20 protein-coding genes are annotated in these 20274 nt (G+C 75.4%); 5 read left to right on the plus strand and 15 right to left on the minus strand.

What is annotated here, in order from left to right; all coding sequences use genetic code 11:
- Positions 1–19: 19 nt before the first annotated feature.
- The 9 genes from murD to mraZ all read right to left on the minus strand — a co-directional run bounded on the left by murD (position 20) and on the right by mraZ (position 9847).
- Positions 20–1507, minus strand: coding sequence for a UDP-N-acetylmuramoyl-L-alanine--D-glutamate ligase (gene murD, locus QWY29_RS17570; RefSeq protein ID WP_300962420.1), 1488 nt, complete (start codon positions 1505–1507; stop codon positions 20–22).
- Complete coding sequence (mraY, locus tag QWY29_RS17575) at positions 1507–2577, minus strand: phospho-N-acetylmuramoyl-pentapeptide-transferase (RefSeq protein WP_300962421.1); 1071 nt, start codon at positions 2575–2577, stop codon at positions 1507–1509. Before mraY ends, murD begins: the two co-directional genes overlap by 1 nt.
- Positions 2574–3944 (minus strand): UDP-N-acetylmuramoyl-tripeptide--D-alanyl-D-alanine ligase, encoded by a 1371-nt coding sequence (locus QWY29_RS17580; protein WP_300962459.1) that lies wholly within the window; start codon positions 3942–3944, stop codon positions 2574–2576. The genes mraY and QWY29_RS17580 overlap by 4 nt, the downstream gene beginning before the upstream one ends.
- A 5-nt stretch (positions 3945–3949) precedes the next feature.
- Entirely contained in the window at positions 3950–5464 is a 1515-nt protein-coding gene (locus QWY29_RS17585; RefSeq protein ID WP_300962422.1) for a UDP-N-acetylmuramoyl-L-alanyl-D-glutamate--2,6-diaminopimelate ligase, read from the minus strand.
- Positions 5465–5489: 25 nt separating this feature from the next.
- The gene (locus QWY29_RS17590) at positions 5490–7268 is read right to left on the minus strand and encodes a peptidoglycan D,D-transpeptidase FtsI family protein (RefSeq protein ID WP_300962423.1); all 1779 of its coding nucleotides are present in this window, start codon (positions 7266–7268) and stop codon (positions 5490–5492) included.
- Between the two features lie 57 nt (positions 7269–7325).
- Positions 7326–8012, minus strand: a complete 687-nt coding sequence (gene ftsL, locus QWY29_RS17595; RefSeq protein WP_300962425.1) for a cell division protein FtsL — start codon at positions 8010–8012, stop codon at positions 7326–7328.
- The gene (rsmH, locus tag QWY29_RS17600; RefSeq protein ID WP_300962426.1) at positions 8009–8974 is read right to left on the minus strand and encodes a 16S rRNA (cytosine(1402)-N(4))-methyltransferase RsmH; all 966 of its coding nucleotides are present in this window, start codon (positions 8972–8974) and stop codon (positions 8009–8011) included. Before rsmH ends, ftsL begins: the two co-directional genes overlap by 4 nt.
- Before the next feature lie 7 nt (positions 8975–8981).
- Entirely contained in the window at positions 8982–9140 is a 159-nt protein-coding gene (locus QWY29_RS17605) for a hypothetical protein (RefSeq protein ID WP_300962427.1), read from the minus strand.
- 281 nt (positions 9141–9421) lie between these two features.
- On the minus strand, positions 9422–9847 hold the full coding sequence (gene mraZ, locus QWY29_RS17610; protein WP_336621849.1) for a division/cell wall cluster transcriptional repressor MraZ: 426 nt from the start codon (positions 9845–9847) through the stop codon (positions 9422–9424).
- A 466-nt stretch (positions 9848–10313) separates the two neighbouring features.
- On the opposite strand from mraZ, the gene QWY29_RS17615 reads away from it, so the two are divergent.
- The 3 genes from QWY29_RS17615 to QWY29_RS17625 are packed head-to-tail and all read left to right on the plus strand — an operon-like array spanning position 10314 to position 14896.
- Positions 10314–11243 (plus strand): AAA family ATPase, encoded by a 930-nt coding sequence (locus tag QWY29_RS17615; RefSeq protein WP_300962428.1) that lies wholly within the window; start codon positions 10314–10316, stop codon positions 11241–11243.
- A 24-nt stretch (positions 11244–11267) separates the two neighbouring features.
- Entirely contained in the window at positions 11268–12536 is a 1269-nt protein-coding gene (locus QWY29_RS17620) for a DUF58 domain-containing protein (protein ID WP_300962429.1), read from the plus strand.
- Positions 12533–14896: a transglutaminase TgpA family protein gene (locus QWY29_RS17625; RefSeq protein WP_300962430.1), complete on the plus strand. Its 2364-nt coding sequence runs from the start codon at positions 12533–12535 to the stop codon at positions 14894–14896. The genes QWY29_RS17620 and QWY29_RS17625 overlap by 4 nt, the downstream gene beginning before the upstream one ends.
- 228 nt (positions 14897–15124) lie before the next feature.
- On the opposite strand, the gene QWY29_RS17630 is transcribed toward QWY29_RS17625, so the two are convergent.
- The 6 genes from QWY29_RS17630 to QWY29_RS17655 form a co-directional block, all read right to left on the minus strand.
- On the minus strand, positions 15125–15571 hold the full coding sequence (locus QWY29_RS17630) for an SCO2097 family morphological protein (protein WP_300962431.1): 447 nt from the start codon (positions 15569–15571) through the stop codon (positions 15125–15127).
- A gap of 88 nt (positions 15572–15659) precedes the next feature.
- Positions 15660–17006: a DNA polymerase IV gene (gene dinB / locus QWY29_RS17635; protein WP_300962432.1), complete on the minus strand. Its 1347-nt coding sequence runs from the start codon at positions 17004–17006 to the stop codon at positions 15660–15662.
- A 75-nt stretch (positions 17007–17081) separates the two neighbouring features.
- Positions 17082–17837, minus strand: a complete 756-nt coding sequence (locus tag QWY29_RS17640) for a methyltransferase domain-containing protein (RefSeq protein WP_300962433.1) — start codon at positions 17835–17837, stop codon at positions 17082–17084.
- A gap of 42 nt (positions 17838–17879) precedes the next feature.
- Positions 17880–18329: an SAV_6107 family HEPN domain-containing protein gene (locus tag QWY29_RS17645; RefSeq protein WP_300962434.1), complete on the minus strand. Its 450-nt coding sequence runs from the start codon at positions 18327–18329 to the stop codon at positions 17880–17882.
- Between the two features lie 5 nt (positions 18330–18334).
- Positions 18335–18667 (minus strand): DUF6504 family protein, encoded by a 333-nt coding sequence (locus QWY29_RS17650; RefSeq protein ID WP_300962435.1) that lies wholly within the window; start codon positions 18665–18667, stop codon positions 18335–18337.
- 220 nt (positions 18668–18887) lie between these two features.
- On the minus strand, positions 18888–19367 hold the full coding sequence (locus tag QWY29_RS17655; protein WP_300962436.1) for a hypothetical protein: 480 nt from the start codon (positions 19365–19367) through the stop codon (positions 18888–18890).
- 71 nt (positions 19368–19438) lie between these two features.
- Here QWY29_RS17655 and QWY29_RS17660 point away from each other — a divergent pair, with 71 nt between their 5' ends.
- Together QWY29_RS17660 and QWY29_RS17665 are read left to right on the plus strand one after the other, a co-directional pair.
- Entirely contained in the window at positions 19439–19912 is a 474-nt protein-coding gene (locus tag QWY29_RS17660) for a YbaK/EbsC family protein (protein WP_300962438.1), read from the plus strand.
- Positions 19913–19914: 2 nt separating this feature from the next.
- Positions 19915–20274, plus strand: a complete 360-nt coding sequence (locus tag QWY29_RS17665) for an ArsC/Spx/MgsR family protein (RefSeq protein ID WP_300962439.1) — start codon at positions 19915–19917, stop codon at positions 20272–20274.

Consider the following 20274-nt stretch of genomic DNA (forward strand, 5'->3'; position numbering starts at 1 on the left):
GCCTCCTCGTCTCGCTGCCTCAGTGCTGCCCGGTCCTCCTGCGCACGGCGGCCGCGAACTGCTCCCCGCGGTCGGCGTAGCTGGCGAACAGGTCCATGGAGGCGCATCCGGGAGCCAGCAGGACCGTGTCGCCGGGTCGGGCCAACGTGGCCGCCGCCTCCACGACGCGCTCCATGGGAGCCTGTTCGGCACCAGTCTCACCGGCGTCGACGTCGATCACGGGCACATCGGGCGCGTGTCGCGCGAGCGCCTCGGCGACCACCCCGCGGTCGCGGCCGAGGAGGACGACGCCGCGCAGCCGGTCGCGCACCGTGCGGACCAGGTCGTCGAAGCGCGCGCCCTTGGCCAGGCCGCCCGCGATCCAGACGACCGGGTCGTGGGCCTGCAGCGAGGACTGGGCCGCGTGGGGGTTGGTGGCCTTGGAGTCGTCGACCCAGGTGACGCCCTCGTGCTCGGCCACGACCGCGATGCGGTGGGCGTCGGGGCGGAAGGCGCGCAGCCCGTCGCGGACCGCCTGCTGGGAGACCCCGTGGGCCCGGGCGAGCGCGGCCGCCGCCAGCGCGTCGGCGACGAAGTGCGGGGCGGGGCTGGCGAGGTCGGCGACCGTGCACAGCTCGGCCGCGCTCGTGCCGCGCTCCTCGATGAAGGCGCGGTCGACGAGGATGTCCTCGACCAGGCCGACCATGCCGACGCCCGGCATGCCGAGGGTGAAGCCGATCGCACGGGCGCCGTCCTGCACGTCGGCCTCGCGGACCAGCCGCTCGGTCGCGGGGTCGGCGACGTTGTAGACGCAGGCGCGCTGGACGCCCTCGTAGACGCGGCCCTTGTCGGCGGCGTACGCCGTCATCGGGTCCGCGTCGCCGGCCCAGCCGCCGGCGTACCAGTCCAGGTGGTCCTCGGCGAGGTTGAGCACGGCCGCGGACTCGGCCGCCATCGAGCGGGTGTAGTGGAGCTGGAAGCTGGAGAGCTCGACGGCCAGCGCGTCGTACGGCGTGGGGTCCATGACCGCCTCGACCAGCGGCAGGCCGACGTTGCCGGCGGCGACGCTGCGCAGGCCGGCGGCGCGCAGGATCGCGTCCAGCATCTGCACGGTCGTGGTCTTGCCGTTGGTGCCGGTCACCGCCAGCCAGGGCGCGGCGTGCTCGGGGTGGCGCAGGCGCCAGGCGAGCTCGACCTCGCCCCAGACGGGCACGCCGCGGGCGTGGGCCTGGGCCAGCAGCGGCGCGTCGGGGCGCCAGCCGGGGCTGGTGACCAGCACGTCGACGTCGTCGGGAAGGACGGCCGTGGCGCCCTGCTCGAGCCGGATCGAGGCACCGAGCACCTCGAGCAGCTCGGCCTTCTCCTCCTTGCCGGAGGCCGACTCGTCGAGCGCGGTGACGTCGGCACCGAGGTGGAGCAGGTTGTCGGCGGCGGCGAAGCCGGAGACCCCGAAGCCGGCGACGACGGCGCGGACGCCCTCCCAGGACTCGGTCTGGCCGAGGCTGTCGAGACGGTCGGCGGCGCCCATCAGATTCCTGCGACCCACTCGGCGTAGAAGATGCCGAGGCCGGCGGCGACGCAGAGGCCGGTGACGATCCAGAACCGGATGACGACCGTGACCTGCTCCCAGCCGAGCATCTCGAAGTGGTGGTGGATGGGTGCCATCCGGAAGATCCGCTTGCCGCCGCTGATCCGGAACCAGCCGACCTGGAGCATCACCGAGAGGGTCTCGACGACGAAGACCCCGCCGAGCACGACGAGCAGCAGCTCGGTGCGGGTGAGGATCGCGAAGCCGGCGAGCGCCGAGCCGAGCGCGAGCGAGCCGGTGTCGCCCATGAAGATCTGCGCCGGCGAGGCGTTCCACCACAGGAAGCCGAAGCAGGCGCCGGTGATCGCGGCGGCGATGACGGCCAGGTCGAGCGGGTCGCGCACCTCGTAGCAGGTGGCGCCGGGCGAGATCTCGCAGGACTGGTTGTTCTGCCAGATGTTGACCAGCGTGTAGGCGCCGAAGACCATCACGCTCGCACCGGTGGCGAGCCCGTCGAGGCCGTCGGTGAGGTTCACCGCGTTGGAGGTGGCGGTGACGATCAGCCAGATCAGCGCCATCACCACGACGGTCGGCAGCGCGAAGGCGGTGAAGTCGCGGATGAAGGAGATGTGGTCCGAGGCGGGCGTGCGGCCGCGGTCGTCCTCGAGCCACGGCGAGAGCGCCAGGAAGCCGAAGACCAGCGCGATGACGGTCTGCCCGACCATCTTGGCCTTGCTGCGCAGGCCCAGGCTGCGCTGCTTGGAGATCTTGATGAAGTCGTCGAGGAAGCCGACCAGGCCCATGCCGACGAAGAGGAAGAGCAGCAGCAGCGCCGAGGCCGACGGCTCGCTCATCGTGATCAGCTTGGCGGCGAAGTAGCCGATGACGGTCGCGGCGATGATGACGACGCCGCCCATCGTGGGCGTGCCGCGCTTGGTGTGGTGGCTGGTGGGGCCGTCGTCGCGGATCTCCTGGCCGTAGCCCAGCCGGGTGAACTGCGTGATGGCGACCCGGGTGCCGAGCAGGGAGATGAGCAGGGCGAGCCCACCCCCGAGCAGTACGGCTCTCACGACACGGCCTCCAGCAGTCCCTCCGCGACGACCTCGAGCGCGGCTCCGCGCGAGGCCTTGACGAGGACGGCGTCCCCGGCCGCAGCATTCTTCCGCACCCAGGCCAGTGCTTCGTCCCGCCCCGCCGTGAGCATCGCCTCACCGCTCCAGCCGGCGACCGACCGGGCGCCCTCGGCGATGCCGGCGGCCGGGTCCCCGACAGCGACGACGACGTCGATGCCGGCCTCGGCCGCGGCACGGCCCACGCCGACGTGGTCGTCGTGGCTGGTGGGGCCGAGCTCGCGCATCTCCCCCAGCACCGCGACCGTACGCCGCGTGCCGCGCCGCCCGATGGCGGCCAGCGCCTCGATCGCGGCGACGGTCGACGCCGGGTTGGCGTTGTAGGTGTCGTTGAGCACCACCAGGCCGTCGGCCCGCTCGCGCAGCTCCATCCGCCAGCGCGACGCGCTCTCCGCGGTCGACAGCGCGGTCGCGACGTCGGCGGCCTCGCAGCCGACGGCGAGCGCCATCGCGGCGGCCGCGGCGGCGTTGGCGACCTGGTGGGCCCCGACCTGCCGCAGCGCGACCGGGTGCCAGGCCCCCGCGTGGCCGAGCTCGAAGGTCGGGCGGCCGAGCTCGTCGAGCTCGAGCCCGCGCCAGGTGACGTCGCCGGCCTCTCCGAAGGTCAGCACGCAGGCCTCGGTGCGCGGCGCCATCGCCGCGACCAGCGGGTCGTCGGCGTTGAGGACGGCCGTGCCGGTGGCCGGGAGCGCCTCGACGATCTCGCCCTTGGCCCGGGCGATCGCCTCGCGGGAGCCGAACTCGCCGAGGTGGGCGGTGCCGACGTTGAGCACCGCGGCCACCGTCGGCGGCGCGACCTCGCACAGGTAGCGGATGTGCCCGATGCCGCGCGCCCCCATCTCGACGACGAGGTGGGTGGTGTCGGAGGTCGCGCGCAGCACGGTGAGGGGGACGCCGATCTCGTTGTTGAAGTTGCCCCGGGTCGCGACCGTGCTGTCGGGCACCCCGCTGCCGGCGACGGTCGCGAGCACGTGGGCGAGGTAGTCCTTGGTGCCGGTCTTGCCCTGGGACCCGGTCAGCGCCAGCACGGTGGCGCCGGTCCCGTCGACGACGTGGCGGCCCAGCCGGGCCAGCGCCGCGACCGGGTCGTCGACCAGCACCGAGGGGCGCCCGGTCCGCCGGCTGCCGAGCACGGCGTGGGCGTGCGCGGCGTACTCGTGGCCGTCGACCCGCTCCCCCGCGACCGCCACGAACAGCCCGCCGACGACGGGCTCGCGGCTGTCGAGGTACGCCGGCCCGGTCACCCGGGTGGTGCCGTCGCCGTCGACGGTGCCACCGACGACCGCCGCCACCTCGTCGAGCGTCATCGCGATCACGACCGCACCGCCTCCAGCTCCTCGCGCACGACCTCGCGGTCGTCGAACGGGTGGACCACGCCGGCCACCTCCTGGCCGGTCTCGTGCCCCTTGCCGGCCACCAGCACCACGTCGCCGGCCCGCGCGCGGGCGAGCGCCTCGCGGATCGCGGCGCGGCGGTCGCCGACCTCGACGACCTCGGCTCCCCCGGTCGCGCCGGCCAGCACGGCGGCGCGGATCGCGGCGGGGTCCTCGGTGCGGGGGTTGTCGTCGGTCACGACCAGCACGTCGGCGAGCCGGGAGGCGATCTCGCCCATAGTCGGCCGCTTGCCGGGGTCGCGGTCACCGCCCGCACCGAGCACGACGACGAGCCGGCCCTCGGTCACCGGGCGCAGGGCGGCCACGGCCGCCTCGACGGCGTCGGGCTTGTGGGCGTAGTCGACGACCACCACGAAGTCCTGGCCGGCCTCCACGCGCTCGAGCCGGCCGGGGACGCCCGCGCCGGTGGCGATGCCGTCGGCGACCGTGGCCGGGTCCAGCCCCGCCTCGGCGCAGGCGGCGACGGCCGCGAGGGTGTTGGCCACGTTGAAGCCGCCGGGGATCGGGCAGGCCGCGGGCACGTCGACGCCGTCCGGACCGACGACGCGGAACCGCGAGCCGTGCGGGTGCAGCTCGACGTCGACCGCGCGCCAGTCGGCCTCGGCGCCGGTGGCGGAGAACGTGCGGACCGGCAGCGTCGTCTCGGCGACCAACCGGCGGCCGTGCTCGTCGTCGACGTTGACCAGCGCGCGCCGGGCCCGCTCGGGGGTGAACAGCGACGCCTTGGCGCGGTAGTAGTCCTCGACGTCGGCGTGGAAGTCGAGGTGGTCACGGCCGAGGTTGAGGAAGACCGCGACGTCGAAGACGATCCCGTCGACCCGGCCCATCACCAGCGCGTGGCTGGAGACCTCCATCAGGCAGGTGTCGACCTCCTGCTCGACCATCGCGGCGAAGAGGCCGTGCAGGTCGGGCGCCTCGGGGGTGGTGAGCGTCGTCGCCACGTCGGTGCCGCGGACCCGGGTGCCGACCGTGCCGATCACCGCGGCGGGCACGCCGGCGGCGGTCAGGCCGCTCTCGGCCAGCCGCGTCGTCGTCGTCTTGCCCTGGGTGCCGGTCACGCCGACCATCCGCATCCGCGTCGCCGGGTCGCCGTTCACCTGGGCGGCCAGGCGCCCCAGCAGGCGCCGGGGGTCGTCCGCCACCAGGAGGGGTACGTCGGCGGGCGCCCGGTCGGCGCCGGCCGGGTCGGTCAGCACGGCGACCGCACCCGCCTCGACGGCACCCGCCACGTAGTCGATGCCGTGCACGCGGGCGCCCGGCAGGGCGGCGTACAGGTCACCGGGCCGGACCCGCTGGGAGCTCAGCGAGACGCCGGTGACCGCGGTGTCGTCGGCGCCCTCCCCGCCCCGGGTGCTCAGGCCGCCCACGGCCGACGCGAGGTCGGCGAGGGTCGTGCGGCGGGGGTGGCGGGGGCGGCTGGTGGGGGCGTTCATGACCCGGCGAGGGTATCGCCGCGGCTCACCACTCGACCGGCAGGCGGGAGGGCCGCGTGCCCGTCGGGGGGACCCCGTAGCGGCCGAGGGCGTAGCCCATGAGCTTGCTGAACGCCGGGCCGGCGACCGAGCCGCCGCCCCCGCCGTTGGCCGGGTCCTGCACCACGACGTAGACGGTGAACCGCGGGTCGTCGGCCGGGGCGAAGCCCGCGAAGGACACCGTGAAGCCGTTGTAGCCGCCCGCGACGGCGCGCTGCGCGGTGCCGGTCTTGCCGGCGACGCGGTAGCCGGGCACGGCGGCGGCCGGCGCGACGCCGGCGTCGGGGTCGATGACGCGCTCCATCATCTTCATCGTCTGGCGGGCGGCGTCCTCGCTGACCACGCGGCGGCGGGTCGCGGTGTCGGTGCCGACCTCGGTGCCGTCGGGGAGCTCGGCGGTTCCCTGGATGATGTTGGGGTCCACCCGCACGCCGCCGTTGGCGATCGTGTTGACCGCCGCGGCCATCTGCACGGCGTTGACCGAGAGCGCCTGGCCGAAGGCGATGCGGTCCTCGGTCTGGTCGGTCCACAGGCTGCCGCTGGGCAGGATGCCGCCGGACTCGCCGGGCACGCCGAGGCCGGTGCGTGCCCCGAGCCCGAAGTCGACGAGGTAGTCGCGCAGCTGGCCGGGCTCGAAGTTGTCGGCCGCGAGCACGGTGCCGATGTTGGAGGACTTGGCGATGACGCCGGCGAGGGTCAGCTTGATCTCGCCGTGGTCGAACCAGTCGCCGATCGGGCTGTCCTGGCGCTGCAGCTGGGGCGGCACGGTGATCCGGGTGCGGGCGGTCACCTTGCCGGCGTCGATGAGCGCGGCGGCCGTGAGCACCTTCTCCACCGACCCGGGCTCGTAGACGTCGCCGAGGGCGCGCGAGACGCGGCTGCCCTTGTCGGCCAGCTCCGGGGAGTTGGCGTCGAACGTCGGGTGGTCGGCCAGGGCGAGGATGTCGCCGGTGCGGGAGTCCATGACGACCGCGAAGCCCGACTCGGCCCGCGAGGTCTGCACGGTCTGGCGGAGCACGCGCTGGGCGTACCACTGCATCTCGCGGTCGATCGTCGTGCGCAGGTCCTTGCCGTCGACCGGGGCGACCTTGAGGTTGTCGCCCAGCGGCAGCTTGTTGCCGCCGCCGACCTCGTAGCGCGCCGAGCCGTCCTTGCCGGCCAGCCAGTGGTGGAAGGCCAGCTCGAGGCCGAGCAGGGGCTGGTCGCCCTTCTCCGGGTCGGGCGTGCCGAGCGCGCCGACGATGTTGGCCGCCACGTCGCCGGCGGGGTACTCCCGCACCGGGTCGCGCCGGGTCAGGATCCCGTCGTAGCCGCGCTCGCGCGCCTCGGAGACCACGTCGTTGGCCAGCGTCGAGGGCACCTGGCGCGCGATGTACTCGAAGCGGCTGCCCGCCTCGCGCAGCCGCTCCAGCGTCGAGGGGTAGTCCACGTCGAGCCGGCGCGCGAGGAACGTCGCGATCTCCGGCGCCTGCTCGGCGGTCAGCTTCGGGTCGGCCACGACCATGAGGCCGTCGACGGAGTTGGCCAGCGGCTCGCCGTTGCGGTCGAGGATGTCGCCGCGCCGGGCCGGGAGCACCACGTCCTGGGTGCCCTCGGCGGCCGCCATCGCGGCGTACGACCCCGGGTCGAGGCCCTGCAGCTGCACGAGCCGGCCACCGAAGACCGAGAGCACCATCGCGATGAGGACGAACCCGACCCGCAGCCGCAGCTGAGGCGAGCCGCGGAGGGCGCCGCGTCGGCCGCGGACGGGGCGGGTACGGCGCACGTGGTCTCCCGGGGTGCTGCGTGCTGTGGTGGACGGGGGTGGTGCGGGGGGCCCGGGTCAGCCGCGGGCGCGGCCCTGCCGGGTCTGCTGCTGGTTCTGCTGGTTCTGCTGGGACCCCTGTGACTGCTGGGACTCCTGTGAGGCGTTTCTACCGCCGCGGTCGCCATTGCGGCCGTCACCACGCGTCGTGTCGCCGGAGTTTCGTCCGCCGTTGCCGCGGCCGCGGTCCTCGGGCAGCACGCCCTCGGGCGGCGCCTCGACGGTGACGACGTTCGGCGCGGGGTCCAGCACCGCGGGCAGCGCGGGCTGGCCGGGGCTGATCGGGAGCCTGCCCTCGGGCCCGGCGGGCGTGGGGTCGCCCTCGATCCGCCCGGTGTCGAGGTCGAGGAACGCGGGGGCCGCGGGCACGACCATGCCGAGGCGGGTGGCCCGCTTGGCGATCGTCTGCGGGTCGCGGAGGCGCTCGATCTCCATGGTCAGGGTCTGCTCGCGGGCGGCGAGCGCGTCGGCCTGCTTCTCCAGGGCGGTGGCGGCGAACGACGCCTGCTGCATCTGGGTGTTGAACAGCAGCAGCCCGACCACCCCGCCGAGGAGCACCACCGTCACGAGCGTCACGAACGGCACCCGGGCGGCCCGCACCCGGCGGGCGGGGACGACGGTCAGCCGGGCCCGCTCGACGGCGGCCCCGGCCAGGCGCGGGACGCGGGAGCGGATCTGCGCAGCGGCGCTGGAGGTGGTGCTCATGAGCCTGCTCCCTGGTTGGCACGAAGACGTTCGACGGCGCGGAGGCGGACCGAGGCCGCCCGGGGGTTCTCGGCGACCTCCCGCTCGTCGGCCTGCTCCGCGCCGCGGGTGACCAGCCGGAGGGCCGGCTCGCTCCCCTCGGGGACGAACGGCAGGTCGACGGGGACGGTGCTGCGGGTGGCGGCGGTGAAGGCCTGCTTGACCAGCCGGTCCTCGAGGGAGTGGTAGGACTCCACGACCACGCGGCCGCCGACGCCGATGGCGTCGATCGCCGCGGGGATCGCGCGGCGCAGCACGGCCAGCTCGTCGTTGACCTCCATGCGCAGCGCCTGGAAGGTGCGCTTGGCCGGGTGCCCGCCGGTGCGGCGCGCCGGCGCCGGGATCTCGGCGTACAACAGCTCGACCAGGGGTCCGGAGGTCGTGAACGGCTGGGTCTCGCGGCGGCGGACGACGGCGTGCGCGATCTTCTTGGCGAACTTCTCCTCGCCGTAGTCACGCAGCACCCGGGTCAGCTCGCCGGCGGAGTAGGTGTTGAGCACGTCGGCCGCGGTCGGGCCGGTGGTGCCGTCCATGCGCATGTCGAGCGGGGCGTCCTCGGCGTAGGCGAACCCGCGCTCGCGGACGTCGAGCTGCATCGAGGAGACGCCGAGGTCGAAGAGCACGCCGTCGACCGAGGCCAGGCCGAGGTCGTCGAGGACGTCGGGCAGCTCGTCGTAGACGGCGTGGACGGCGGTGAAGCGGTCGCCGTACGCCGCCAGCCGCTCGCCAGCGCGGCGCAGCGCCTCGGGGTCGCGGTCGATGCCGACCACCCGCGCGCCGTCGATCCGCTCGAGGACGGCCTCGCTGTGGCCGCCGAGGCCGAGCGTGCAGTCGACGAGGACGGAGCCCTCGCGCTCGAGGGCGGGCCGGAGCAGCGCGACGACCCGGTCGAGCAGCACCGGGACGTGACGGGGCTGGCTCATCGGCGGCTCAGCTCCCGAGCCGGGCGAGCAGGAGGAAGGTGACCGCCAGCACGACCGAGCTGGCCGCGGAGAAGGCCATCAGGACGGCGGCGTCGCGGGCCTGGTGCCGCACGCGCGGGACGGCACCGTCGGTCGTCCTCGCGGACGTCACGTGCGTGGTGCTCATCGGTCTCGACCCCTGATGTCGTGGTGCTGGGTGGTGCGGAGTGGGTGCTGCTGGGTGGTGCGTGCTGCTGCGGTGCCGCAGGGCCAGGTCTCCTGCCCGCTCCCCCGATGGGGAAGAGCCGCCACCTGGCACCGGGGAAGGTGCGCCAGCTGGCGGGGAGAGCGGGCCAGAGACCTGGCCCTGCGGTTCCGCTGTCTAGTTCTCGTCGGTCCTGGTCGGGGTGCTCCTGGTGTGGAGCGGGTGGTGCGGTGTGGTGCGGTGTGGTGCGGTGTGGTGCGGTGTCAGTCCTCGCCGGCCTCGTCGAGCTCGGCGAACTTGCGCTGCGCCTCGCTGGAGAACGCCTCCCAGCGGGCCGGGTCCCAGATCTCGATCCGGTCCATCACGCCGATCACGACCACGTCCTTCTCCAGCGACGCGTAGTCGCGGAGGTTCGCCGGGATCGAGATGCGGCCCTGCTTGTCCAGCGACCCCTCGTCCGCGCCGGCGAAGAGCACGCGGGCGTACTCACGGGCGGACTTGTTGGTCATCGGCGTCGCCCGGGCCCGCTGTGCCTCCTGCATGAAGACGTCGCTGGGCCACACGACCAGGCAGTTCTCCTGACCCTGCGTCACGACGAGCCCCTCTGCGAGTCGGTCCCTGAACTTCGCCGGGAGGAACAGCCGCCCCTTCTCGTCGAGTCGGGGGGTGTAGGTGCCCATGAAGAACATCGGGCACCTCCATCAGCCACGTTCCACCACTTCGCACCACTTTAACCCACTTCTCCCCACCGTCAACCACATCGGGCGTGTCCGCACGCCGATTTCCGCCGACGGCCGGCCGATCCCCTCCCCCGCCGGGCGCCGCCCGTCCTCGTGGACGCCTGCGGTGTTTGCGCAGGCCAGGGCCGCTGTCCGGGCCACCGGGCCGACCCGTGGTGGCCCGGGTGGGGCCCGGGTGGAGCGTGGGTGGGGGGCGCGGTGGGGCGGAGTGGGGTGGAAGGTGGGGAGCAGGTGCCTCGAGGAGCGGCTCTCGGGGTCGCGCCGGCCCGCGGCGTACCTCTCGGCGCACGTGGTCGGTCGGAGGGCGACGCAGGTTGCCGTCACCGAATACGGTGGACGCACGTGTCAGAGGGACGGAAGGGTCGACGTGGTTGCTCCGACAGCGGGGGGTGCTGACCTCGAGACGCTCGCGCGCGTGGTCGCGCGGATCCGGTCCAACATCGAGCGGGTCATCGAGGGCAAGCCCGACGTCGTCTCGGCCTCGCTCGTCGTGCTGATGGCCGAGGGTCACCTGCTCATCGAGGACGTCCCCGGCGTCGGCAAGACGATGCTCAGCAAGGCGCTGGCCCGCAGCATCGACTCCACCGTGCGGCGCATCCAGTTCACGCCCGACCTGCTGCCCTCGGACGTCACCGGCGTCTCGGTGTTCAACCAGACGACGCGCGAGTTCGAGTTCCGCCCCGGAGGCATCTTCGCCAACATCGTGGTCGGCGACGAGATCAACCGGGCGTCCCCCAAGACCCAGTCCGCGCTGCTGGAGTGCATGGAGGAGCGGCAGGTCACGGTCGACGGCACGACCTACCAGCTCGACACGCCGTTCATGGTGATCGCGACGCAGAACCCGATCGAGATGGAGGGCACCTACGCCCTCCCCGAGGCCCAGCGCGACCGGTTCATGGCCCGGGTGTCGGTCGGCTACCCCGTCGAGGCGGCCGAGATCGCGATGATCGGCTCCCACGCCGGCGCGAGCCCGCTGGAGGACCTCGAGCCGGTCACCGACGCCGCGGAGATCCGCAAGCTGACCAGCATCGTCGCCCAGGTCCACGTCTCGGAGGCGGTGCAGCGCTACGTCGTCGCGCTGACGAGCGCGACCCGCCGCACCGAGGACCTCACCCTCGGCGCCTCGCCGCGCGCGACGCTCCACCTGGTCCGCGCGGCCAAGGCGTACGCCGCCATGGCCGGCCGCGACTACGTGCTGCCCGACGACGTGGTCGCCCTCGCCCGGCCGGTGCTCGCCCACCGCCTGCTGCCCAGCGTCGAGGCGTCGATGAGCGGCCGCTCCACCGCGACGGTCCTCGACGGCGTGCTGGCCTCGGTGCCGGTGCCCGACGGCCCCCGCTCATGAGCCCCGCTGGCGGGAGGCCGTGCGGTGCGTGAGGCGCTCGCCGGCCTGACCGTCCGCGGACGGGCGTTCGTGGCGGCCGGCGTCACCGCGGTCGTGTGCGCGATCGTGCTCGGCCAGCCGGCGCTCACCCGGGTGGGCGTGCTGGTGCTGGCCCTCCCGACCGTGACCGCGCTGGTCCTCGCGCGCAGCCGCTACAAGCTGGCGCTGGTGCGCACTGTCGCCCCGCAGCTCGTCGCCGCCGGCCAGCCCGCGCGGGTCGACCTGACCCTGACCAACGAGGGACGCACCCCCAGCGGCGTGCTGCTCCTGGAGGACCACGTCCCCTACGTCCTCGGCTCGCGGCCCCGGTTCGTGCTGGAGGGCATCGGCCACGGGTGGCGGCGCCACGCGGCGTACCAGGTGCGCTCCGACGTGCGCGGGCGCTTCGAGATCGGCCCGATGTCGGTGCGCGTCGCCGACCCCTTCGGCCTCGTCGAGCTCGGGCGCTCCTTCCGCACCACCGCGTCGCTCACTGTCACCCCGCGGACCGTCCCGCTGCCGACGATCCCGCTCGGCGGCGGGTGGACCGGCGCCGGGGACAACCGGCCGCGCGCGTTCGCGACCGGGTCGGCCGAGGACGTCACCGTGCGGGAGTACCGCCGCGGCGACGACCTGCGCCGGGTCCACTGGCGCAGCTCGGCGCGCACCGGCGAGCTGATGGTGCGCCGCGAGGAGCAGCCCTGGCAGTCGCGCGCCACACTGTTCCTCGACAACCGCGAGGGCGCGCACCGCGGCCAGGGCGTCGCGTCGTCGCTGGAGGCCGCGGTCTCCGCAGCCGCCTCGATCGCGGTCCACCTGAGCCACCGCGGCTTCGCCGTGCGCCTGGTGACCGCCTCGGGCGAGGAGCCCGGCAGCGCCTGGCACCAGCGCGACGCCGACGTCGGCACCGGCCCGCTGCTCGAGGCGCTGGCCGTGCTGCAGCCGGTCCGCACGCCCCGGCTCGACGGGTCCTGGCTCGGCGAGCAGGGCCACGGCGGGCTCACCGTCGCCGTGCTCGGCGGGGTCGAGGCGCTCGACGTGCCCGTGCTGCGGCGGATGCGCCACCACGCGGGCTCCGGCCTGGCGCTCTCCCTCGACGTCGACGCCTGGGTGGACACCGACGGCACCGCCGCCCCGGGCGGCGCGGTCCCCGTGCTGGTCCAGCAGGGCTGGCGGGCCGTGCCGCTCGGCCCGCGCGACCGGCTCGACGCGGTCTGGCAGGACCTCTCCTCCGCCGCCGGCCGCGGCGTCCGCGCCACGGAGGTGGCCCGATGACACCCCGCCGCGCCAGCCGGACCACGACGCTCGCGGTCTCCGCCACCGCGGCCGCCACGACGTGGGTGGCCATGATGGCCTGGCGTCCGTTCACCGCCGAGCCCGAGCGCTACCTCGTCCCGCTGGCCGTCGTCGGCGCCGTCGTCGTCGGGTGCGGGGCCCTGGCCCGCTGGGCGCGGGTCCCGGCCGCGGTCGTGGTCCTCGCCCAGGTGCTCGCCGGCACCGTCGCCGCCAGCCTGCTCCTGACCGGCTACCCGCTCCCCCTCGGCCCCGGCCTGGTCGAGATGGAAGCGGTGGTGCGGGCGGCCGTCGACAGCGCCAACCAGTACGCCCCGCCCGTGCCGGCCTCCGCCCCCGGCGTCCACCCGCTGCTCGTCCTGGGCGGTCTCGGCTGCTTCGTGCTCGTCGACGCGCTGGTCGCCACCCTGCGCCGGGTGTCGTGGGCCGGAGTGCCGCTGCTGAGCATCTACAGCGTGCCCGTCGGCGTGCTGGGCGGCGGGCTGTCGTGGTGGGTCTTCCTGTTCACCGCCGCGGGCTTCCTGCTGGTGCTCTACCTGCACGAGGGCGACCGCGTCACCCGCTGGGGGCGCTCGGTCGAGCAGTCCCCGAGCGGCGGCTTCGGCGTGCGCACCGGCCGGCTGCGCACCACCGCGGCCGGCATCGGCGGCGTCGCCCTGGCGCTCGCCGTCGCCGTCCCGCTGGCGATCCCGACCTTCGACGTGCGCCTGGTGGACCTCGGCCGCGGCCCCGGCGGCGGGGACGACATCGAGCTCACCAACCCGCTCGCCGACCTGAAGCGCGACCTCGTCCGCGGCGACGACGACCCGGTGCTGCGCTTCACCACCGACGACCCCGACCCGTCGTACCTGCGCACCACCGCGCTCACCTGGTTCAACGGCCAGACGTGGAGCGCCGGCGACCGCGAGGTGCCGACCACCAACCTCCCGACCGGCGGCCTGCCGCCGTTCCTCGGCGTCGACCCCGGCCTGCGCGGCCGGACCTACGACTACCGGGTCAACGTCTACGAGTCCTTCCGGTCCTCCTGGCTGCCCGCCTGGGCGACCAGCACGGCCGTCCGCGCCGAGGGCGACTGGCGCTACGACCTGCAGACCCGCGACTTCCTCGCCGCCGACAAGGAGCTCGACACGGCCGGGCTGGACTACGAGCTGACCGGCATCCAGCTGGACTACGACGCGGCCGCGATGGCCCAGGCGCGGTCCAGCGCGGGCGTCGTCCCGACGACGTTCACCGAGCTGCCCGACATCCCCGACGAGGTGCGCGACCTGGCCATCCAGGTCACCCGGGAGGCGCCCACCCGCTACGAGAAGGCCGTCGCGCTGCAGCGGTGGTTCCGCGAGACCGGCGGGTTCGAGTACTCCACCGACGTCGCCGAGGGCAACGCCACCGACGACCTCGTCTCCTTCCTGCGGCCCGAGGGCCGGCGCGGCTACTGCGAGCAGTACGCCGCGTCGATGGCCGTCATGGCCCGGATGCTCGGCATCCCCGCCCGCGTCGCGGTCGGCTTCCTGCGCCCCGAGCGGATCGGGCAGGACACCTGGGAGTACAGCGCCCACGACCTCCACGCCTGGCCCGAGCTGTTCTTCGCCGGCAGCGGCTGGGTCCGCTTCGAGCCGACCCCCGCCGCCCGCGCCGCCACCGCCCCGCCGTGGACTCGCCAGGACGTCGCCGCCCCCGACCCCGAGACCCCGGACCGCACCGACGCCGCCGCCCCGCAGCGCCCCGACCGGCCCGACCTGCCGGCCGCGCCGGTCGAGGAGGAACCGGCCGCCGCCGACGACGGCGACTCCGACGCCCTGGCCTGGCTGCTGCCCACGGTCGGTGGGCTCCTCCTCGCCGGCCTGCTCGTGGGCCTGGCCGTCCTGCCCCGCACGATCCGCACCCGACGCCGCGGCCGCCGTCTCTCCGCCGGCCCCGAACCGGCCTGGGCGGAGCTGCGCGACACCGCGCTCGACCTCCGGCTCTCCTGGCCGCCGTCCCGCTCGCCGCGCCAGACCGCGGACTGGCTCGCCGAGCAGTTCGGCGCGCCCACGGACGACCGCGCCCGGGTGCCGCGCCGCGGCGCCCACCTCGACCCCGACGCCGGGCACGCCCTCGGCCGGGTCGTCGCCGCCCTGGAGGTGCTGCGCTACTCACCCCGCGCCGAGGAGGCCACCGCCACCCTGCGCGCGGAGGTGGAGACCGTCACCGACGCCCTGTACGCCGGCGCACCGCCCCGCGCCCGCCGGCTCGCCGCCTGGTGGCCGCGGTCGGTGCTGCTGCGCGCGCCCCGCCCGGCCGACTCCCCCACCGAGCCGGGCCAGACCCGCTACGGCGGGGTCGTCGACCACGTCCGCGGCTGAGGGCCGCGGGCAGGCCCGCTGCGGCCCGGCGCGGGTGGTGCGGCCGCGGGTGGTGCGGCCGCTCCCGGCTCACGGGGTCTCGTCGACACTCACGGGGTCTCGTCGACGCTCGCCGGGGCTCGCTGCTCGACCAGCGGGAGCGGGCTGAGTGCGACCAGCGGGCGGGGCTCGCTGGTCAGCGGGTGCCGAGGCGGTCCCGGGCGGAACCTCCTCGGCCGACCGGGACGCTCAGAAGCCGCCGTTCTGCTCGCGGCGTCGGCGCCACCGCTCTTCCATCCGCTCCATGAAGGAGCCGGAGGTGCGGCGGGGGCGACGGGTGCGGCTCTTGCGGCCGCCGTCGATGACGGTGAACCCGCGGGACGGGTGGGCCGCCTGGCGCGGGTCGGCGGGCGCTGCCGCGGCGGCGGCCTGGCCGCGCATCGACGTCAGCGCGACGGTGCCCGAGCCGAGCATGACGAGGAAGCCGACGATGCCCACGACCGGGAGCTGGGTGACCGCGCCGGTCATCAGCAGGGCGACACCGGCGACGAAGCAGGCGCCGGCGGCGATGGCGCGGCGTCGAGCCGTGCGTCGCAGCGACGTCCCGCGCAACGTGGAGGCGAACTTCGGATCCTCCTCGGAGAGCGCGCGCTCCATCTGCTCGAGCAGTCGCAGCTCCTCTTCGGAGAGTGGCACCGTTCCTCCACTGGTCGTACGGCCGGTACACGCCCCACGTGGGTCGTGCCGCAAGTCTAGGCAGGCGTTCTGAAACGCGGTAGCCGCGTCAGAGAAATTCGTCACCGGCTCGTCCCACGGCGCCCTCCGGCGTGGTCCCCCGGCCCCGCGGCGCGGCCGTCGGGGCCGCCGTCGGCGCAGTCCTCGAGGCAGTCGTCGGGGCAGTAGTCGGGGGCAGCCGGAGCAGCGACGCGGGCCCGACCACGCCGGAGCCGAACCGGCCCGCGGCGCGGTCGACCGCCCGGTCCGCGTCGGACCAGCCGTGCTCACGCTCCCCCAGCACGCGCTGCCGGTGCACCCGGGTGCGTGGCACGAGGCCCTCGACCCGCACGCCGACGAGGCGGAGCGCGGCGCGCCGGCCCCGGCGACCGCCGGGCGCGGCGGCCACCAGCGCGTCGTGGAGCGCGACGGCCGCGGCGTACACCTCCTGGGTGACGTCGGTCGGCTCCGGCAGGGTCTGCGACCGGGTCAGCGTCGTGAAGTCGGTGTAGCGGACGGTCAGCGCGACCGTCCTCCCCGCGACGGACCCTGCGCGCAGGCGCCGGGTCACCTTGGTGGCGAGGCCCAGGATCTCGCGCAGCACCTCCTCCCGGTCGGTCAGGTCGCGGGCGAAGGTGCGCTGCGAGCCCATTGAGCGGTCGGGCTCCTGCGGTCCGCGGCGTTCGTGCAGCCGGCTGCGGTCACGCCCCCAGGCGAGGACCTGCAGCTGGTGTGCAGCGCCCGAGCCCACCGCGGCCCGCAGCTCCCCGACGGGTGCGTGCGCCAGCTGCCGGACGGTGCGCAGCCCGGCCCGCCGCAGCTTGGTGGCCGTCGCGTCGCCGACGCCGTACAGCTCGCCCACGTCGAGGGCGTGCAGGAAGTCGACGACGTCCTCGGGCGGGACGACGAGCACGCCGTCGGGCTTGGCGCGACGGCTGGCGATCTTGGCCACCGAGACCGTCGGCGCGACCCCCGCCGAGCAGGTGATGCCCTGCTCGGCCAGCACGGTCGCCCGGATCTGCTCGGCGATCGCGAGCGGCGAGCCGAGCAGCCGGGTCGCGCCGCGGACGTCGAGGAACGCCTCGTCGAGCGACGCCATCTCCACCTGTGGGGTGAAGCCCCGGAAGATCTCGCGGAGCGCCGTCGAGACCGCCGAGAACGTCGCGTGGTCGCCGGGCACGCACACCAGCTGCGGGCACAGCCGCCGGGCGCGCACCCCGGACATCCCGCCGCGCACGCCGTGGGCCCGCGCGGCGTAGTTGGCCGACAGCACCACGCCGCGGTGACCGCCGCCGACCGCCGCCGGCACGTGCTGGAGGTCGGGCCGGTCCCGCAGGGCGACGGAGGCGAAGAAGGCGTCCATGTCGACGTGCAGGATCGGGCAGTCCCACGACCGGTCGACCCGGCCACCGCTCACGACGCCCCCGCCGGCACCCCGCACAGACGCTGCCGCGCCGGCGCGCGGGCTGCGAGGTCAGCGAGGTCAGCGAGGTCAGCGGGCGAGCAGGTGCAGCTGGGTCGCGAGCGGGAGGTACTCGGCGCGGTCCGCGACGGCGTGCTCGAGCTCGACGAGCGCGGCCGCGGCTCCCGGCTCGGCGTCGAGCAGCGAGCCGGGCACGAGGTCGGCGAAGACCCGGACCGCGTGGACGGCGTCGACCGCGAAGCCGGCGTCGGCCAGCAGCCCCGCGACCTCGTCGCGGGTGAACCGACGACCCGAGCGGCCCGAGGCCGGCGCGGCACCCGGCTCGTCCTCGAGCAGGGCGAGCGCCTGGCCGAAGTGGCCGGCCATCGCCCGCGCGACGACCGCCGCGTGCCGCTGGGCGACCAGCAGGCTGAGCGCGCCGCCCGGCCGCAGCACGGAGCGGAGCGCACCGAGCGCGGCCGCCGGGTCGGCGACGACCTCGAGCACGCCGTGACACAGGACGACGTCGGCGGCGTCGGCCCCGACGACCTCCGCGAGCCCCGCCAGGTCGCCCTGGTGGGCGGCCACCTCGACCCCGCGCTCGCGGGCACGGCGGTCGAGCGAGGCCAGGGCGTCCGGGCTCGGGTCGACGACGGTGACCCGGTGCCCGAGCTGGGCGACCCGGACGGCGAAGCCGCCGGTGCCGCCCCCGATGTCGAGGACGTCGAGCGGTCCCCCGTCGAGCACCGGACCGAGGGCGCCCCAGACGACCGCCATCCGGGCCGCGGCGCGTCGTTCGCTGGGCCGGTCGCTGGGCCGATCGCTGGGCCGCTCGGGAACTGGCATGGCGCCCAGCCTAGGGCTCGGCGTCGACCTGGCACGCCCGGCTCACCCGACCCGTCGCACGACGTGGACCTGCACCGGCGCGTGCGGCACGAGGCCGAGCGCGTGCTCGACCACACCGAGGAACCGGTCGGCGTCGCGCACGAGGTCGTCGGCCTCGCGCTCGCTCACCGCTCGCCGCGAACCGGCCTCCGCCGCCGCCCGCTTGCCGGCCCCGGCGGCGAAGAACCGCGCCCACTCCTCGAGCTCGGGCGCGACCTCCACGAGGAGGACCCAGGCGTTCTTCTGCGGACGCCGCCGCGCCGGTGCCGGCCGGGCCCGGGCGGCCAGCAGGGCCGCGGCCGCGCGCAGCGCCGCCACGTGGGCGTGGGCGTAGCGCTCGGTCACCTCCGAGGCGGCGATCGCCTCGCTCAGGGACTCCGCCGCCCGGGAGAGGTAGGCGTGGGTCGTGGCCGGCAGGGCGTAGGGGTTGGGCTGCTCGGGAACGTGCCGCACGGCGCTCACTCCCCCGCCCCCGCGGCCTGCAGCTGCCAGCGACCGGCGGGCAGGTCGTGGACGAGGTCGAAGACGCCACCGTGGACCGGCACGCCGACCGCGCTCCCGTCCGTGCTGCTGTCCGTGCTTCCGTCCGTGCTGCTGTCCGTGCCGCTGTGCTGGTCGAAGCGCCCACGCCCGGCGGCGACGCGCCACACCTCGCGCCGCGGCAGCTCCTGGCTGCGCCGGTCGAGGACCTGGCGCACCTTCCACAACCGTCCGCGCCACAGGAACTGGGCCGGACCCTCCAGCCCGCCCGTGCCGGTCCGCACCTCGACGGGGTCGTCGTACTGCGTCACGCTCGCCTCGCTCCTCGGGCTCCCACCCGGATCCGTCGACCCCTCCGACCCCGGTCCGTGCTGCGCCGCGCCTGACGACGTGGCGCACCCGGCGGGGACGGGGGTCGAGGTCGCCCCCGCCGGGTCGATCGAACATCTGTTCGAACGAGACGAAGGTACACCTCGGCACCGACAGGTCGTCAAGACCCGCCGGTGGACGGTGTGGAGGAGCGGCCGGGGCTCAGTCCCTGTCGCGCACGAACGCCTGGGCGCCGCGCATGAACGCGCTCGTGGCCGGGCTCCACAGCGACGCGAGGATGCCGGCGTCGACGACGAGCGAGACCAGGGCCGCGACCACGAACGGGGCGGGGGGCTCGGTGCGCAGCCCGGCCAGGGTGGCGATCGCTGCCATCAGCACGACCGCGGCCAGCGCGTGCCGCGCCCAGTTGGCGCCGCCGACCAGGAAGGGCACGAGCGTGCCGACCAGGCCGACGAAGGTGATGAGCAGGACGATCGCGACCGGGACGAAGGCCGGCTGCTGGATGTCGGCGTCCACCGGATGACCGGCGGACCAGGAGTCGAGGAGGTCGTCGCGCAGCAGGACGGTGAGCACCGCGGTGAGCGCGGCCAGGGCGACCAGCACCGCGAGCAGCCGCACCGCACGCCGCACCGACGCGGGCCGCTCGGTCGTCGGGCGGGCCGTCGTGGGCTGGGTCGTCATGGGTGCTCCTCGGGGCGGCGGGTCTCGCGGGGGCTGGGCCGGACGTCGGTGCGGTGCCCTAGGGTCGCGCCATGGCGAGCGAGCACCCCTCGATCACGCGCTTCCGCGAGGAGCACGCACGACGCGGCGGCACCGGCGACGTCGTCATTCTGCCCGACTCGGTGCACACCGCCGCACTGGCCGCCGAGGCCCTCGGCTGCGAGGTCGGCGCCATCGCCAACAGCCTGCTGTTCGAGGCCGACGGCGAGCCGCTGCTGGTGCTGACCTCCGGCGCGCACCGGGTCGACACCGGCAAGGTCGCGGCGACGGTCGGGGTGGCGCGCCTGCGCCGGGCCACCCCCGAGCTGGTCCGCTCGGCGACCGGCCAGGTCATCGGCGGGGTCTCCCCCATCGGGCACCCGGCGCCCGTGCCGACGTACCTCGACCGCTGGCTGCAGCAGCACCCGGTGGTCTGGGCCGCGGCCGGGCACCCGGCGGCGGTGTTCTCCACGACGTACGACGAGCTGCGGGCCATGACCGGCGCCCCCGAGATCGACGTGGAGTGACCGTGGCCATCGAGATCTGGCTCAACCCCGCCTGCTCCAAGTGCCGCACCGCCGTCGCGGAGCTGGACGCCGCGGGCGCCGACTACACCGTGCGCCGCTACCTCGACGACCCGCCGACCGCGGCCGAGCTGGCCGAGGTCGTGGCCCGGCTCGGCCTCGAGCCGTGGGACGTCGCCCGGCCGAAGGAGGCGCGGGAGGCCGGCATCGACCTGCCCCGCGAGCCGTCGGCGCGGCAGGCCTGGCTCGAGGCGCTCGCCGAGGCCCCGCGCGCGATCCAGCGACCGATCCTGACCGCCTCCGACGGACTGACCGTCGTCGGGCGCGACCCGGAGTCGCTCGGCCGCGTCATCGACCGGGGCTGA

Origin of the sequence: Nocardioides abyssi, from assembly GCF_030412915.1 — a bacterium.
Lineage (GTDB): Bacteria > Actinomycetota > Actinomycetes > Propionibacteriales > Nocardioidaceae > Nocardioides > Nocardioides abyssi.

Bases quoted from the DNA above. Each gene is read 5' to 3' on its own strand.
- murD (WP_300962420.1), bottom strand. From the start codon at position 1,507: ATGGGCGCCGCCGACCGTCTCGACAGCCTCGGCCAGACCGAGTCCTGG.
- QWY29_RS17580 (WP_300962459.1), bottom strand. From the start codon at position 3,944: ATGACGCTCGACGAGGTGGCGGCGGTCGTCGGTGGCACCGTCGACGGC.
- QWY29_RS17585 (WP_300962422.1), bottom strand. From the start codon at position 5,464: ATGAACGCCCCCACCAGCCGCCCCCGCCACCCCCGCCGCACGACCCTC.
- ftsL (WP_300962425.1), bottom strand. From the start codon at position 8,012: ATGAGCACCACCTCCAGCGCCGCTGCGCAGATCCGCTCCCGCGTCCCG.
- rsmH (WP_300962426.1), bottom strand. From the start codon at position 8,974: ATGAGCCAGCCCCGTCACGTCCCGGTGCTGCTCGACCGGGTCGTCGCG.
- QWY29_RS17605 (WP_300962427.1), bottom strand. From the start codon at position 9,140: ATGAGCACCACGCACGTGACGTCCGCGAGGACGACCGACGGTGCCGTC.
- mraZ (WP_336621849.1), bottom strand. From the start codon at position 9,847: ATGTTCTTCATGGGCACCTACACCCCCCGACTCGACGAGAAGGGGCGG.
- QWY29_RS17625 (WP_300962430.1), top strand. From the start codon at position 12,533: ATGACACCCCGCCGCGCCAGCCGGACCACGACGCTCGCGGTCTCCGCC.
- QWY29_RS17640 (WP_300962433.1), bottom strand. From the start codon at position 17,837: ATGCCAGTTCCCGAGCGGCCCAGCGATCGGCCCAGCGACCGGCCCAGC.
- QWY29_RS17655 (WP_300962436.1), bottom strand. From the start codon at position 19,367: ATGACGACCCAGCCCACGACGGCCCGCCCGACGACCGAGCGGCCCGCG.
- QWY29_RS17660 (WP_300962438.1), top strand. From the start codon at position 19,439: ATGGCGAGCGAGCACCCCTCGATCACGCGCTTCCGCGAGGAGCACGCA.